The sequence below is a fragment of the Nitrobacter vulgaris genome (assembly GCF_002028545.1).
Lineage (GTDB): Bacteria > Pseudomonadota > Alphaproteobacteria > Rhizobiales > Xanthobacteraceae > Nitrobacter > Nitrobacter vulgaris.
Map to the genome: position 1 here is coordinate 38,605 of NZ_MWPQ01000026.1, position 14,654 is coordinate 53,258.

The 14,654-nt window shown below is 61.8% G+C and carries 15 protein-coding genes; all 15 read left to right on the forward strand.

Translation table 11 applies throughout. The features are described 5' to 3' along the window. Positions 1-3 precede the first annotated feature (3 nt). The 15 genes from B2M20_RS06350 (at position 4) to B2M20_RS06420 (ending at position 14,639) form a co-directional block, all read left to right on the forward strand. Positions 4-1,392, forward strand: coding sequence for a DUF2793 domain-containing protein (locus B2M20_RS06350; RefSeq protein ID WP_338013161.1), 1,389 nt, complete (start codon positions 4-6; stop codon positions 1,390-1,392). Between the two features lie 67 nt (positions 1,393-1,459). Further along, the gene (locus B2M20_RS06355) at positions 1,460-2,125 is read left to right on the forward strand and encodes a glycoside hydrolase family 19 protein (RefSeq protein ID WP_079446297.1); all 666 of its coding nucleotides are present in this window, start codon (positions 1,460-1,462) and stop codon (positions 2,123-2,125) included. 14 nt (positions 2,126-2,139) lie between these two features. Continuing rightward, positions 2,140-2,436: a hypothetical protein gene (locus B2M20_RS06360; RefSeq protein WP_079446233.1), complete on the forward strand. Its 297-nt coding sequence runs from the start codon at positions 2,140-2,142 to the stop codon at positions 2,434-2,436. 56 nt (positions 2,437-2,492) lie between these two features. After that, entirely contained in the window at positions 2,493-2,732 is a 240-nt protein-coding gene (locus B2M20_RS06365) for a Pam3-gp28 family putative phage holin (protein ID WP_079446234.1), read from the forward strand. A gap of 20 nt (positions 2,733-2,752) precedes the next feature. Continuing rightward, positions 2,753-3,145 (forward strand): hypothetical protein, encoded by a 393-nt coding sequence (locus B2M20_RS06370; RefSeq protein WP_079446235.1) that lies wholly within the window; start codon positions 2,753-2,755, stop codon positions 3,143-3,145. A 3-nt stretch (positions 3,146-3,148) separates the two neighbouring features. Beyond that, entirely contained in the window at positions 3,149-3,400 is a 252-nt protein-coding gene (locus B2M20_RS06375; RefSeq protein ID WP_079446236.1) for a hypothetical protein, read from the forward strand. A gap of 136 nt (positions 3,401-3,536) precedes the next feature. Continuing rightward, entirely contained in the window at positions 3,537-4,208 is a 672-nt protein-coding gene (locus B2M20_RS06380; RefSeq protein ID WP_079446298.1) for a response regulator transcription factor, read from the forward strand. Beyond that, complete coding sequence (locus tag B2M20_RS06385) at positions 4,198-5,598, forward strand: sensor histidine kinase (protein WP_079446237.1); 1,401 nt, start codon at positions 4,198-4,200, stop codon at positions 5,596-5,598. Before B2M20_RS06380 ends, B2M20_RS06385 begins: the two co-directional genes overlap by 11 nt. Before the next feature lie 335 nt (positions 5,599-5,933). After that, positions 5,934-7,325, forward strand: coding sequence for a hypothetical protein (locus B2M20_RS06390; RefSeq protein ID WP_079446238.1), 1,392 nt, complete (start codon positions 5,934-5,936; stop codon positions 7,323-7,325). Positions 7,326-7,487: 162 nt separating this feature from the next. After that, positions 7,488-8,591 carry a c-type cytochrome biogenesis protein CcmI gene (ccmI, locus tag B2M20_RS06395; protein ID WP_079446239.1) on the forward strand — a complete coding sequence of 368 codons (1,104 nt, stop codon included), beginning with the start codon at positions 7,488-7,490 and terminating at the stop codon, positions 8,589-8,591. Positions 8,592-8,622: 31 nt separating this feature from the next. Next, positions 8,623-9,111, forward strand: coding sequence for a cytochrome c maturation protein CcmE (ccmE, locus tag B2M20_RS06400; protein WP_079446240.1), 489 nt, complete (start codon positions 8,623-8,625; stop codon positions 9,109-9,111). Then, positions 9,108-11,090 carry a heme lyase CcmF/NrfE family subunit gene (locus B2M20_RS06405; RefSeq protein ID WP_079446241.1) on the forward strand — a complete coding sequence of 661 codons (1,983 nt, stop codon included), beginning with the start codon at positions 9,108-9,110 and terminating at the stop codon, positions 11,088-11,090. Before ccmE ends, B2M20_RS06405 begins: the two co-directional genes overlap by 4 nt. Positions 11,091-11,097: 7 nt before the next feature. After that, a complete protein-coding gene (locus tag B2M20_RS06410; protein ID WP_079446242.1) occupies positions 11,098-11,661 on the forward strand; it encodes a cytochrome c-type biogenesis protein in 564 nt (187 codons plus the stop codon). Positions 11,662-12,028: 367 nt separating this feature from the next. Continuing rightward, entirely contained in the window at positions 12,029-13,579 is a 1,551-nt protein-coding gene (locus B2M20_RS06415) for a Do family serine endopeptidase (protein ID WP_079446243.1), read from the forward strand. Positions 13,580-13,901: 322 nt separating this feature from the next. After that, complete coding sequence (locus B2M20_RS06420) at positions 13,902-14,639, forward strand: response regulator transcription factor (RefSeq protein ID WP_079446244.1); 738 nt, start codon at positions 13,902-13,904, stop codon at positions 14,637-14,639. Positions 14,640-14,654 lie beyond the last annotated feature (15 nt).

Sequence of the window (14,654 nt, forward strand, 5' to 3'; positions counted from 1 at the left end):
GCCATGACAGACACACCGAATCTCGGACTGCCGTATATCGATGGCAGCCAAGCCCAGAAGCACGTCACTCACAATGAGGCGCTGCGCATTCTCGACGCGGCGATTCAGATCGGCGTGCTCGATCTGACGCTCACCGCGCCGCCCTCCAGTCCAGCGGAGGGCGAACGTCATGTGGTCGCAAGCGGCGCGACCGGCGCGTGGGCCGGGCAGGACGATACAATCGCGACCTGGCAGGACGGCGCCTGGGCCTTCCTCGCGCCGAAGACCGGATGGTGTATCTGGTCGGCGGCAGATGAGAGCCTGTTCGTGTTCGACGGTTCTGCGTGGCAGGGCGCGGGCGGTCCGTCGGCGCTCGATAACCTGGCGCATCTCGGCGTCAACACCGCTGCGAGCAGTCCCAATCTGCTCGCGGTCAAATCCAATGCCGCGCTGTTTGCCGCCATCGACGCTGCCGACGGCGGCACCGGCGACATGCGACTTCAGGTATCGAAGGAAAGCTCCGCTAACACGGCGTCGATCTTCTTTTCCGACAATTTCTCAGGTCGAGCGGAGTTCGGCCTCGTCGGCGCTGATACCTTCAAGCTCAAGGTGTCGGCGGACGGATCAAGCTGGACCGAGGCTCTCGATATCGATCAGGATACCGGGCAGGTGACGCTGCCACGCGGATTGGCACTGACCGGTGTCGTTGCTCCCGCACAGATCACGGCCGATCAGAACGACTATAATCCCGCGGGCCTTGCGGCGGCGTCGGTGCTGCAAATCAGTTCGAACGCTGCGCGCAACGTGTCCGGCCTTGCGGGCGGAGCCGAAGGGCGTTGTCTCATCGTCATCAACGTGGGCAGCCAGCCGATCACGCTGCTGAACGAAAGCGCATCGTCGTCGGCATCGAATCGTTTGTCTCTCGACAATAACCTTACGATGTCGGCGAAGCAGGCCGCGATCCTTCGTTACGACGGCACCGCCGCGCGCTGGCAAGTGATCGCGCGCGGGGCGGGGGCGGCTGCAACCAAGTCGCAGCAGCAGGCGGGCGCCGACAACACAGTGGCGGTAACGCCGGCGCATCAGCAGGATCATGACAGTGCGGCAAAGGCATGGGGCTATTTCACCCAGTCCGGCGGCACATACACCTTGTCGGCCGGCTACAACATCGCAAGCATCAGCAAAAATTCGACGGGGAATCTCACAATCGGCTTCACGACGCCCTTTGCCTCGACGAGTTTTGCACTAGTTGCCACCGTCAACCAGTTCGGAGGGGTGGGGACCACGGAAACGGTTCAGGAGGTGTTTGCGAGCCGCTCTTCATCCAGCGTGACGCTTGCCATCACCGGGACGGGCGCCGGCGGCAGCGCGATCGATCGCGCCTTCAGTGTCGTCGTCTTCGGTCGTCAGTGAATTTGCGAAAAGCATCAGATGCCCTCGCCGGGTGAAGCCCGGCTCCATCGCCAAAAGGACCAATCCAATGCCCAACGCAGCCTCGGCCGCGAACGCTTCCGCCATGCCTGATTTCGGAGCAGCGCTTCGCAAGCTCTGGCCGTTCGGCAATAGCAGAATTGCCGGGCTGGTCGAGACCATCACGGCAACGGCACCGGCCGTATTCGACGAACACGAGATCGCCACGCCGCTGCTGATTGCCCATGTCATGGCCCAGATCAGCCATGAATGCGGGGCCGGGACTGCCGTGATTGAGAACCTGAATTATTCGGCGGGCCGAATGACCCAGGTTTGGCCGTCGCGGTTTCCGAACGCGTCCAGCGCCGCGCCTTACGCGCATAATCCGCGTGCGCTCGCCAACAAGGTCTACAATGGCCGCATGGGCAATCGTGCGGACTCCGACGACGGCTGGAATTTTCGCGGCCGAGGCGCCGTTCAAACAACAGGAAGGGACGGCTATCGGCGACTAGCGGCGGCGACCGGCCTCGATGTCGTGACGCATCCCGACCTAGTGAACGATCCGGCGCACTTTCTGAAATGCGGAGTCGCAGATTTCGTCAATTGCGGATGCCTTCCGTTCGCTCAAAAAGACGACGTGCGCGGTGTCACAAAGCGGCTGAACGGCGGTTATGTCGGGCTGCGAGATCGCGAGGCGTGGCTTTCAAGATGGAAGCGTAGCCTCGGAATCCACTAAAGGGAAAATCTTTCATGCTCTCTCAAATCGTTGGGCCGGTGGATTTCAATTCCGCCGCCGTGCTTTGTGTTGCCTTCATCTGCCTTTCAGCCGTTGCGTCGCTCGCGGTCACGCGGCGCAGCCGTCTGGCCCTCGATCAGGAACTCGAACTCGCGAAGATCCGGCTTCGCAACGAGGACGAAGCCAGCAAGCGGCAGACCGACGCCAAGCGAGACTACGAGCTGGCCAGAATGGCGAGCGAGCGCGAAATCGAGTTCAAGCGCATCGATACCAATCTGATTACTTCGCACGCGCGGGTCGCGAGTGAATAGAACGACCGCCGCGCGACGGGCTCGCGCAATCCTCAAAACATTACTGGAGACAACACATGACATCGGATTCGGTGTGGCAGATCGTGCGCTACCTGCTGATCGCGGCGGGAAGCTTCGCTACCGGCAAGGGATGGGTCACCGCTGACCAGGTGACCGGCATCATCGGCGCGATCGGTACGCTCTTTACGGTGGCATGGGGGCTCTACGTCAAGGCCGACACCAGGACGGTTCGCTCGGCCACCGCCGCGCGTCCCGACGTGCCGACCGTCAGCGGCGCGACCGGCGCGGTCAAGTAATCCAGACAACAGGAGCTTTCATGCGAAAACTTGTCGCCACGATAGCGGTCGTTTCCGGTCTGGCGCTGGCAGGTTGCCAGACCGTCGCGCTGCCGTCGCTGAATCTGAACACCGCCGTTTCGCTCAATACGGTGTACGGCATCGAGAACGCCTTTGGCGTCGCGGTGAATGCCGCCAATGCCTATAAGGCGCTGCCACTTTGCCGGACGGGAACCGAGCCGGGGGTGGCCAACATCTGTGCCAAACGTTCGGTGATCGAAAGGTTGCAATCGGCGATGCGCAAGGCGCGCCTCGCCGTGAACAATCTGGTCGCGTTGCAGAAGGCCTATCCGTCCGTCGACATCACCAACGCGCTAGCGGCGGCGCGGTCGGCGCTGATCGTCGTCCAGCAAATCCTCTTATCAGGAGCATAGCGCATGGTCACCGCAGCAGAAGTAACAGCCGGCCTTGCGGCCGCTGAAGCCATCGTCAGCGCCATCGTCAAGGTCGCCCCCGCGATCGAGCAAGGCGTGGTCTCCTCGATCCCCTACGTTCAGGCCATCGCCGGCCTGATACGCGGCAGCAATGCAACCGCCGAAGAGATCGATGCGGTGCTGGCCCGGATCAACGCCGAGGCCGACGTGTTCCTGAGTCCGCTGCCGCCTGATGATGGCTCGACCACGACGTGACCTGGTAGGTCGGCTCGGCGGCCAGCGCAGGCGTGTCCGCCCCCCGGGCGGAAAAAAGGCGTAAGCGGGTTCTTGCTGTTCATTTGCCATTCACGCGGTGGCGGTCCATCTTGACGGGAGGAATCAGGAGTCCGCTTTGCGCCTTCTCGTCGTCGAAGATGATCCCGACCTCAATCGCCAGCTTACGACCGCGTTGACCGACGCCGGCTACGTGGTCGATCGCGCGTTTGACGGCGAGGAGGGACATTTCCTTGGCGACAGCGAGCCTTATGACGCGGTGGTGCTGGACATCGGCCTGCCGAAGATGGACGGCATTTCCGTGCTGGAGGCTTGGCGACGCGGGGGACGGACCATGCCCGTCCTGATTCTTACCGCGCGAGACCGCTGGAGCGACAAGGTTCAGGGATTCGACGCCGGCGCCGACGATTATGTCGCGAAACCGTTCCATCTGGAGGAAATCCTGGCACGGATGCGGGCGCTGCTGCGACGGAGCACAGGACACGCCCAATCCGAACTGACCTGCGGGCCGGTGACGTTGGATACCCGCACGGGCCGCGTCAGCGTCGGCGGCAATCCGGTCAAGATGACGTCGCATGAATACCGGCTGTTGGCCTATCTCATGCACCACACCGGTCGGGTGGTGTCGCGCACCGAGCTGGTCGAACACCTTTACGATCAGGATTTCGATCGCGACTCCAACACCATCGAAGTTTTTGTCGGCCGCATCCGCAAAAAGCTGGACGTCGATATCATCCAGACGGTGCGCGGACTCGGCTATCTGCTCACGCCGCCGGCAAATGCGCGCTAGGCAGTTTCCGGGCGTCCGTTCCAATTCGCTGGCTACGCGGCTGTTTCTCTCCGCGACCGCGTGGGTTGTGGTCGTTCTGCTCATCACCGGCGTGGTGTTGTCGTCGGTCTATCGCTCAGCGTCCGAGCGTGCCTTCGACCGTCGCCTCAACCTCTATCTTCGCACCCTGATTGCCGAAGTGACGGCGCCTGACGAGCCTGCCGATCATCAGTTCCAGTCGCTCGGCGAGCCGCTGTTCGATCTGCCGTTATCCGGCTGGTATTGGGAAATTGACCGCAGCGATCCGGACAAGAAAAAGGAAACCCGCGCGTCACGCTCGCTATGGGACAATAAGCTGCCGAAGCTGGAGGATCAGGGGATTGAGCTTTCCTTATCCGGAGTCCGCGTCGGATATGTCGACGGGCCAGAAGGGCAAACCCTGCGCATGGTGGAGCGGCCGGTCGATCTTGGCGCCGACGGCAAGTTCCGTGTCGCTGTGGCCGGAGACGCCAGCGAAATTTTCGATGAATCGCGGACTTTCGACTATTATCTCGGCGGCACATTTGCCGCGCTCACGATCGGGCTGCTTTTTACAACGATCTTTCAGGTGCGGTTTGGTCTTGCGCCGCTGAAACGCATCTCAGACGCGATCGCGGATATCCGGTCCGGCCGTGCGGAACGACTGGAGGGCGAATTCCCCGTCGAAATCGCGCCGCTCGCCCGCGAGACCAATGCGCTGATCGATGCCAACCGTGACATCGTCGAGCGTGCCCGCACCCACGTCGGTAACCTCGCGCACGCGGTCAAGACACCGCTTTCGGTTATCATCAATGAGGCCAGCTCGCATGAGCGCGATCCCTTCGCCGTGAAAATGCTCGAACAGGCCGAGATGATGCGCAATCAGGTCGCTCATCACCTGGAACGCGCCCGCATGGCTGCGCGGCTCACCGTCGTTGGAACGGTGACCGATGTCGCGCCCGTCGTCGAGGCGCTGCGCCGGACCATGGAGAAGATTCACCGCGACCGCGATGTCGCTATCGATGTCGACGTCAGCCCGGCGGCGAAGTTTTGCGGCGAGCGCCAGGATCTCGAGGAGATGGTTGGCAATCTCGTGGACAATGCCTGCAAGTGGGCGCATTCGCGGGCGTTCATTAACGTCTCGGTCCGTCCGTCTTCCGGAGCGGAACCCGCGATGTTGCGGATTATTGTCGACGATAACGGTCAGGGACTGTCGGATGCCGAGCGGATGCAGGCTTCGCAGCGCGGGCGCCGCCTTGACGAGACCAAGCCAGGTTCCGGACTGGGTTTGTCGATCGTCACCGATCTGGCGGCTCTCTATGGCGGTCGCCTGACACTGGATACGGCGCCGACCGGCGGATTGCGCGCCGAACTCTTGCTGCCGGCGGTTTGAGTTCCCGTTTCGCTGGCCCCATGCCAACTCCCTACTGTGCGCAGAACCACTTGCCGGAATGCCGACGAGAACTGGGGCGCGATCGGAAGGCCCGCGAGTTTGAATCAAATCAAAGCTTTGCTGATTTGTGTTCGAGTCTCGAACGAGCCCTTTCGCTTCCGATGGAATCGGAGCGGGATTGTGATTTTATTTGAGGTATTTTCTTCACGCGAACCGGTATCCCGTTGTCTCGAAAGTCCTCTGGCCTTCTGCAACGCATCCTTAAGACCGTCTCTGATATGACACGCTACGGCTTTCCGGTGCCCGCGCGATCGTTCGCGCGAAGATGTGCGTGCATGGACCAGACCTCGATTGAACGGCTGAAGGACTATCTCGCGCAGCTTCCGCCGAAATCGCAGGCGTTGCTTATGCGAGAGTTCGAGCGCGCGGCGGAGCGCGGCGAAGACGCCGCGGTCGCCAACCTTGTACTCGATCAGCTGCGCCGGATCGTCCGCAGATCGGGTGACGGCGAGCAGCGGAATGAAGACCCGGCTCAACATCTGTTCCGTCATCTGCATCCGTTTCTTGTGGAGGACGGCGTCGTGTTACGCCCCGGGCAGATCCGGCGCACCTCGCTCATGCCGGTCTGGCAGTGGCTGGCGCGCGAGGGTGCACCGGCCGCCGCGCACGCGTTCGAGGCTGCGTTGGCGACTCAGATTGGATCGACGTCCGATATCGAGGCGGCCGCGCGGACTTTTCAGCTGGCCGCGGCAGCCGCGATCCAGCGGACCCTCACGGATCGTTCCGATATGGATCGCCAGCGCGCACTTGGTCGCATCGGAGCCCCCAGCGTCGTTGAAGATCTGGCCGCAATCGGAGCGGTTCTGAACGCGCGCGATGCCCTCGACACCCTAAATAGCCGGCTGCCGAGTTTTCTGCACATCTTCGGCGAGTCGCAGATCGCCTCCGTGATGATGGCGCTTAATGTTCCTTCCCTGCAAACGCCGCTGGCCTTGCCGTTTGCATTGTCGCTGGTGATGCAGCGGTTGTCCGCATCGTGGCAGATCATCCGCCTGGCGGTCCGGGTAGCGGGTTCGGACGACGAGATACGAGTGGCGGCGACGCCTTATGGCGTGGCGGTCAAGATGGCGCTCGACGATCTGTCGCAGACGTCCGCAGGCTTGCGGACCGATATCCGGCGCGGCCGGTTCGAGAATGTCTCCCAACACTTGAAGACCTTGCATGATGGCGTTCGCGGGCTGCGGACCGAACTCGATATCCGCTCCGATTCAAACTGGGGTCGTCAGCTCGCGGCGATCAGGGTCAATATTTCCGAGGTTCTGCAATCGGAAATCGAGGGCGTCTCCGGCCGCGTGCGGCGTCTGCTGCGTCAGCGGCCCGACAAGGACATTCCATCCGGTGCGCAGCTCGACCCGATCGAGGTCGAGGAAACCGCCGCGTTGATCGATTTCGTCGCGGTGTGCCGGAACTACGCCAGCGAGCTGGCTATCAACGAAGTCACCATGCGGACCTATTCGGATTTGCAGCATTACGTCGAGCGGACCGCCGAAACACTGGTCGAATCGCTTCGCAACGGTGATGAGCGTGTCCGCGCATTCCGCCAGCAACAGGTCAAGGCGGTGATCCGCTTCTGCGAGGTTCTGTTTGGTCAAGACTATTCGTCGCTGATGAGCCGGGCGGCAGAACAAGCGCTCACGGTCGAACGCAAATCATCGCGGGCGGGGTGAGCAGGCAGGGGCGTTTCTGAATAAACTCCATCAAATCATGCGGTTGTGGATGTTTGCCGCCGATTGTGCCGCAATTGTCAATTGCGTCCTTTTCCCAGTCGTGATGTAACCCGGCCATCGGATCGGCCGTTTCCGTCGCCGGTCCAACGGAACCCTGATGAGATGACGTTGTGGTTTGTGTTCGCGCTGATGACCGCCGGAGCGGCTTTTGCGGTGCTGTGGCCCCTCGGCCGGTCGAGCAAGCGGCGAACCTCGGGTGGCAGCGAGACCACAGTTTACCGCGACCAGCTGGCAGAGGTCGGACGTGATGCCGCCGCGGGCCTGATCGGCGAGCCAGAGGCGGCTGCGGCGCGAGTCGAGATCGGACGGCGGCTCCTGGAGGCGGCTGATGCGGAAAGCCATCAGCCCCAAGAGTCGCAACTCTGGCTGCGTCGTGCGGTGGCGGTCGTAGCGCTGGCCGGGATACCGTTGCTGGCGTTCGTGATCTACCTTCCCCTGGGGTCGCCCCAACTGCCCGATTTTCCCCTTGCGGCGCGCATTCAAACGGCCGATTCATCGCAATCCCTAGACAACCTCGTGGCGCAGGTCGAATCGCACCTGGAAAAGAATCCCGCTGACGGCCGGGGCTGGACCGTTTTGGCGCCGGTGCTCGCAAAACTCGGTCGCTTCGATGAGGCAGCGCGCGCCTATCGCAACGTGATCACGTATGAGGGCGAAACCGCGCAACGCCGCGCCGAACTCGGCGCAGCGATGACCGGGGCCGCCAATGGCATCGTCACTGCCGACGCGAAAAACGAGTTCGAGCGAGCGGTCGCGCTGAATCCTCAGGAGGTGAAGGCGCGCTTTTTCCTCGGAATGGCCGCGGAGCAGGACGGCCGCACGACCGACGCGGTCAAGATATGGAAGGCCCTGTTGGCCGATGCGCCTGGGGATGCGCAGTGGCGTGCGACCGTACAGGAGGCGCTGGCGCAGGTCGGGGACGGCGCGCCTCGTCCGACGGACGAAGCGGTGGCCGCGGCGAACGACATGAATGAAGCGGATCGCACCGCAATGATTCACAGGATGGTCGACCGGCTTGCTGCGCGCCTGAAGCAGGACAGCAACGATGTTGAAGGATGGTTGCGGCTGGCTCGCGCCTATATGGTGCTCAATGAGCCGGAGAAGTCGCGCGCCGTGCGCGATGACGCGCGCCGCGCGCTCGGGCAGAATGAAGCAGGTTTGCGCCAGCTCAACGAAGGGTTCAAGGCGCTCGGGATAGATGGATGATCGAGGTATTTGCTTTGCGCGCAGGTGAAACATGACTCGCAAGCAGCGGCGCTTGACGATGATCGGCGGATCGCTCGTGGTGCTCGGTATCGCAGCCGCGCTGGTGCTGAATGCACTGCGCGACTCCATTGTGTTTTTTTCGACGCCGATGATGGTGTCGGAGAAACACATTCAGCCGGGGCAACGCTTCCGGCTGGGCGGACTGGTGCAGACTGGCTCGTTGGTCCGCGGTGACAATCTCGCAGTGACATTCCAGGTGTCTGACGGAAGCGCGACTCTCCCGGTGACCTACAAGGGCATTCTACCCGATCTGTTCCGCGAAGGGCAGGGTGTGGTCGCCGAGGGGGCGCTCGATAGGTCGGGTGTGTTCCAGGCCGACACCGTGCTGGCTAAGCACGACGAGACCTACATGCCGAAGGAGGTCGCTGATGCCTTGAAGAAGCAGGGGCATTGGAAGGACGATTATGGCGCGCAGGCCGGAGCTGTTGAGGCCTCGGGCAAGCCGGAGGTGTCGCAATGATCGCTGAGATCGGACATTACGCGCTGGTGCTGGCGCTCGGGCTCGCCTTGATACAATCCGTGGTTCCGATTATCGGTGCGAAACTGCACGACGGCGCGTTGATGAACGTGGCGCGCTCGACCGCGCTAGCGCAATTGCTGTTTGTCGCTGCTTCGTTTTTTGCGCTGGCGACACTGTACGTCGTTTCCGATTTCTCGGTCGTCAATGTCTTCCAGAACTCCCATTCGCTGAAGCCTTTGATCTACAAGATCACCGGCGTCTGGGGCAATCACGAAGGCTCCATGCTTTTGTGGGTGACGATCCTCGCGCTGTTCGGCGGACTGGTCGCCGCGTTCGGCAATAATCTCCCGCTGACGCTGCGCGCCCATGTGCTGGCGGTGCAGGGCTGGATTGCGACAGCGTTCTACCTGTTCATCCTGTTGACATCGAACCCGTTCATGCGGATCGCCAACCCGCCGATGGAAGGCCGCGATCTCAATCCGGTGTTGCAGGATATCGGGCTCGCGGTGCATCCGCCGATGCTGTATCTCGGCTATGTCGGATTCTCCATCGCGTTTTCCTTCGCCGTCGCCGCTCTGATCGAAGGCCGCATCGATGCAGCCTGGGCGCGTTGGGTGCGGCCATGGACGCTGGTGGCGTGGATTTTCCTTACCCTCGGGATCGCGATGGGGTCGTACTGGGCCTATTACGAACTTGGCTGGGGCGGCTGGTGGTTCTGGGATCCGGTCGAGAACGCCTCGCTCATGCCGTGGCTGGCGGGTACGGCGCTGCTGCATTCTTCGGTGGTGATGGAAAAGCGCAACGCGCTCCGGGTATGGACCATTCTGCTCGCGATCCTGACCTTCTCGCTATCGCTGCTCGGCACCTTCCTGGTTCGCTCGGGCGTGCTGACCTCGGTCCACGCCTTCGCCACCGACCCGACGCGCGGCGTCTTCATCTTGCTGATCCTCTGCACCTTCATCGGTGGCAGCCTGACCCTGTACGTCTGGCGTGCCTCCGCGTTGAAGCAGGGCGGACTGTTCGCGCCGATCTCGCGCGAGGGTGCGCTCGTGCTCAACAACCTGTTCCTGACCACCGCCTGCGCCACGGTCTTTATCGGTACGCTGTATCCGCTTGCGCTTGAGGTCATCACCGGCAACAGGATTTCGGTCGGCGCGCCGTTCTTCAACCTGACGTTCGCACCCTTGTTCGTTCCGCTCCTGATCGCGGTGCCGTTCGGGCCGCTGCTGGCGTGGAAGCGGGGTGATCTGCTCGGCGCTTCGCAACGGCTGATCGCCGCCGGCGTCGGCAGCGTGATCGCAGTGGCCGTGCTGTTGGCGTGGACACGGGGCGGCAGTACATTTGCGCCGCTGGCGATCGGGCTGGCGGTGTTCGTGATTCTCGGGGCCCTTTGCGATCTCGCCGAGCGCATCAACCTGTTCCGTACGTCGCTGGCGGTGTCCTTGCGCCGGGCGAAGGGGCTGCCGCGCTCGACCTGGGGTACGGTCTTCGCCCACGCCGGCCTCGGAGTGGCCTTGATCGGCATCGTCTGCGAAACCACCTGGAACACTGAATACATCGCCTCGATGAAGACGAACGATGTAGCGCAGGTCGGTGGCTACAGTCTGACGTTCGAGGGTACGACGCAGCAACAGCGATCCAACTATCGTGAACAGATCGCGCGCTTCACCGTCAGTCGAGACGGGCAGCCGATCGCGGTGATGACGCCGTCGAAGCGTAACTTCACGACGCGCCCGGCTTCGACTACGGAAGCGTCGCTGCTGACGCGGGGTGTGAGCCAGCTCTACATCTCGCTCGGTGATGCCTCCGCCGATGGATCGATCGCGGTGCGCATCTACCACAAGCCAATGGTGCTGTTGATCTGGTTTGGGCCGGTTCTGATGGCTTTTGGCGGCGTGCTATCGTTGTCAGACCGCCGTTTGCGGGTCGGGGCGCCGAAACCGGCGAAGTCTGGCCACGCTCTCCAGCCGGCGGAGTAAGGCCGCCATGCATGAACTCGTGCAAGCATTATCGTCGCTACGCAGACGGTTCATTGCACCGGGCAGGTTCCTGCCTGTTTTCGGCGCCGCCTTTTGTTTTGTGCTCGTGGCGGTGTCTTCCGCTCATGCGGTGCAGCCTGACGAGATCATGTCCGACCCCGCACAGGAATCGCGCGCGCGCGACCTGTCGCGCGGGTTGCGTTGCATGGTGTGCCAGAATCAGTCGATCGACGATTCTTCGGCGCCGCTGGCCCGAGATCTCCGTCTGCTGGTGCGCGAGCGCATCGCCGCTGGCGACAGCGATCAGCAGGTGCTGGATTTTCTGGTGGACCGTTATGGCGACTTCGTCCTGCTGAAGCCGCCTTTCGAGACCAGCACGCTGGCGCTTTGGCTTCTGACTCCCATTCTTCTGGTCGGCGGCGGACTGGTGCTTTGGGGATACAGCCGGCGGCGGTCGAAAGCGTTGAAGGCGGCCCAGGATACGCCGCCGCGATTGAGCGAGGAAGAAGAGGTCCGGCTCGCGAAGCTGGTGGCGACGGAACGCCCTGCGGGTGAGACGTCCAAGGGTTGAGTCGACTTCAACCTCATCTGCGTTGACATGATCGCATCCTAAACCGCGTACGATTTTTGGGATCGTGCTCCAGCGAGCGGTTTTTGGCTTTGTGTTCTGGAGTGCGACGGTTGACGACCCAGTCAGCTCACAGCGGCTCCGAGCAAAGTGTCAAAGGGTTCGCGAGAAAAAAGCGGAGAACTCACTTCAACTCCATCAGAAGCGGAAACTCCTTGATGTGCGCCAAACCGCCGCATGAGGGCGCTTGCTGTTGTTACGAAACATTAATTTCACGGCCAGCGTGCCGTAAGGTGCAAATACCCATCTTCAGGGACATGAAGTGCTGGTTTTCAGCACCTATATCAAATCTGTCTCTGGAGATTTTCGCATGATCGACTTGCCGACCTCTCAGTTAAACCCCGCTCGTTCTAAAGTCACCGCGCGCAAGTTCGCGTTGATGGCGTCGGTCGTCGCGGGCGTCGGCGTAGCCGTATACGGGTTTAACCCTTCCGCAGACAAAGCCGAGTTCTTCACCAGTCCCGCCCATGCGCAGGTGAACACCGACGTTAGCAAGGTCGCGCAGCCTATCGGCTTTGCCGACATCGTCGAGCGCGTGAAACCATCGGTGATTTCGGTCAAGATCCGTATGAAGGAGAAGGCGGAAGCCGGCGGCGAGGAATGGTCGTTCCAGCCGGGTTCGCCGATGGAACGTTTTTTTCGCCGCTTTGGCGGACCGGATGGTCTGCCTCCAGGAATGCGTGGCCGGCGTGGCCATGGCCTCGTAACAGGGCAGGGCTCCGGCTTCTTCATTTCGGCTGACGGGTATGCGGTAACCAACAACCATGTGGTCGACGGCGCCGACAAGGTCGAAGTCACGACAGACGAAGGCAAGACCTTTACCGCCAAGGTGATAGGGACCGATCCGCGCACAGACATTGCTCTGATCAAAATCGAGGGCGGCTCTAATTTCCCGTTTGCAAGACTGTCGGACGACAAGGTGCGGATTGGCGATTGGGTTCTCGCGGTCGGTAACCCGTTCGGTCTTGGTGGCTCGGTGACCGCCGGCATCGTATCCGCCAGCGGTCGTGACATCGGCACCGGTCCGTATGACGACTTCATCCAGATCGACGCCCCGGTCAACAAGGGCAACTCCGGCGGCCCGGCTTTCAACATGAAGGGCGATGTCATCGGCGTGAATACCGCGATCTATTCGCCGTCCGGCGGCAGCGTCGGCATTGCGTTTTCGATTCCCGCAAACACGGTGAAGAGCGTCGTCGCTCAGCTTAAGGACAAGGGCTCGGTGAGCCGCGGATGGATCGGCGTCCAGATCCAGCCGGTGACATCCGACATCGCCGATAGCCTCGGTCTCAAGAAAGCGGAAGGCGCGCTGGTGGCGGAGCCGCAGCCCAACGGCCCGGCGGCCAAGGCGGGTATCCAATCCGGCGACGTGATCACCGCCGTCAACGGTGACCATGTCAGGGATGCGCGAGAACTGGCGCGGACCATCGGCAGCTTCGCACCGGGAACGTCGATCAAGCTGAATATCCTGCACAAGGGCACGGACAAAGTCGTCAATCTGACGCTTGGCACCCTGCCCAACACTGTGGAAGCCCGGGCTGATCTTTATGGCGATCGTGACTCATCGCACGATAGCGACGTTCCGAGGCTTGGCTTGAGCGTTGCGCCGGCGGCGTCAGTGGCGGGTGCTGGAACGGAGGGTGTTGTTGTCGTCGACGTGGATCCAAAAGGCGCGGCGGCCGATCGCGGGTTCAAGGAAGGCGACGTGATTTTGGAAGTTGCGGGAAAGAGTGTGTCCAACTCGGCCGACGTACGCGATGCAATCAAAGCGGCACGCGCGGACGAGAAGAACAGCGTTCTGATGCGGGTTCGCACTGGCAGCACGGCGCGATTCATCGCGATACCGATCGCGAAGGGCTAAGCCTGATGCCGAAAAGTGAATCTGGATTTTTGAATAGGATTATGCCCGATCGATAAGGCTCAGTCTGGTTCAGCGCAGTTCAACCAGACTTGAAGTACGAGCCTTGCGGGAGATGGGAAGCGTCGTCGGCATCAGTCGCCCCCCGCCGACGGCACTTTCCGGGGAGCGGGTCAAAAGCCCGTTCCCTTGAGTTACCTTCCGATGGGAAAAGCCCCCCTCCGTCGGAAGGACTAGGGCGGTGAAGTTGCCCCAAGCTTCACCGCCCGTTTTTTGCGTAGTGGGGTCTGGTCTTGCAGTCTTGCGCACGGGGCATGAGCACGCCATGGTGATGGAAAGACAATACCTCTTGGACAATTCCAGTAGCCAGATGCGCCTGCTGATCATCGAGGACGATCGCGAGTCCGCAGACTACCTCGTGAAGGCGTTTCGCGAGGTCGGACATGTCGCGGATCTCGCCAGCGATGGTGAGGAGGGGCTCTCCCTTGCCGACGGTGGGGATTACGACGTGCTGGTGATCGACCGGATGCTGCCCAAGCGCGACGGGCTTTCCGTGATCGGTTGTCTGCGCGACAAGGGTATCCGGACTCCGGTGCTCATCCTCTCTGCGCTTGGCCAGGTTGACGATCGTATCAAGGGCTTGCGCGCTGGTGGCGACGACTATTTGCCGAAACCCTATTCATTTGCCGAGTTGTTGGCGCGGGTGGAGGTTCTGTCGCGCCGTCATGGCGGCCGGGCTGAGGAGACCGTCTATCGCGTCGGCGATCTCGAACTCGACCGGCTGTCGCATCGCGTCGCGCGGGGTGGGGAGGAACTGACGCTGCAGCCGCGTGAATTTCGTCTCCTGGAGTATCTTATGAAACATGCGGGTCAGGTCGTGACCAGAACCATGTTGCTCGAGAACGTCTGGGATTATCATTTCGATCCGCAGACCAACGTTATCGACGTGCACGTTTCGCGGCTGCGCTCCAAGATCGACAAAGGCTTCGAGCAGCCCCTGCTGCACACGATCCGAGGCGCTGGATACATGATACGTGATGGTGTTCACTCATCCCGAGCTTGAAATCATAGATATCCG

Coding starts and splice junctions, on each gene's coding strand:
- B2M20_RS06365 (WP_079446234.1), top strand. CDS start 2,493: ATGACATCGGATTCGGTGTGGCAGATCGTGCGCTACCTGCTGATCGCG.
- B2M20_RS06360 (WP_079446233.1), top strand. CDS start 2,140: ATGCTCTCTCAAATCGTTGGGCCGGTGGATTTCAATTCCGCCGCCGTG.
- B2M20_RS06390 (WP_079446238.1), top strand. CDS start 5,934: ATGGACCAGACCTCGATTGAACGGCTGAAGGACTATCTCGCGCAGCTT.
- B2M20_RS06385 (WP_079446237.1), top strand. CDS start 4,198: ATGCGCGCTAGGCAGTTTCCGGGCGTCCGTTCCAATTCGCTGGCTACG.
- B2M20_RS06410 (WP_079446242.1), top strand. CDS start 11,098: ATGCATGAACTCGTGCAAGCATTATCGTCGCTACGCAGACGGTTCATT.
- B2M20_RS06350 (WP_338013161.1), top strand. CDS start 4: ATGACAGACACACCGAATCTCGGACTGCCGTATATCGATGGCAGCCAA.
- B2M20_RS06405 (WP_079446241.1), top strand. CDS start 9,108: ATGATCGCTGAGATCGGACATTACGCGCTGGTGCTGGCGCTCGGGCTC.
- B2M20_RS06370 (WP_079446235.1), top strand. CDS start 2,753: ATGCGAAAACTTGTCGCCACGATAGCGGTCGTTTCCGGTCTGGCGCTG.
- B2M20_RS06355 (WP_079446297.1), top strand. CDS start 1,460: ATGCCCAACGCAGCCTCGGCCGCGAACGCTTCCGCCATGCCTGATTTC.
- ccmE (WP_079446240.1), top strand. CDS start 8,623: ATGACTCGCAAGCAGCGGCGCTTGACGATGATCGGCGGATCGCTCGTG.
- B2M20_RS06420 (WP_079446244.1), top strand. CDS start 13,902: ATGGTGATGGAAAGACAATACCTCTTGGACAATTCCAGTAGCCAGATG.
- ccmI (WP_079446239.1), top strand. CDS start 7,488: ATGACGTTGTGGTTTGTGTTCGCGCTGATGACCGCCGGAGCGGCTTTT.
- B2M20_RS06375 (WP_079446236.1), top strand. CDS start 3,149: ATGGTCACCGCAGCAGAAGTAACAGCCGGCCTTGCGGCCGCTGAAGCC.
- B2M20_RS06415 (WP_079446243.1), top strand. CDS start 12,029: ATGATCGACTTGCCGACCTCTCAGTTAAACCCCGCTCGTTCTAAAGTC.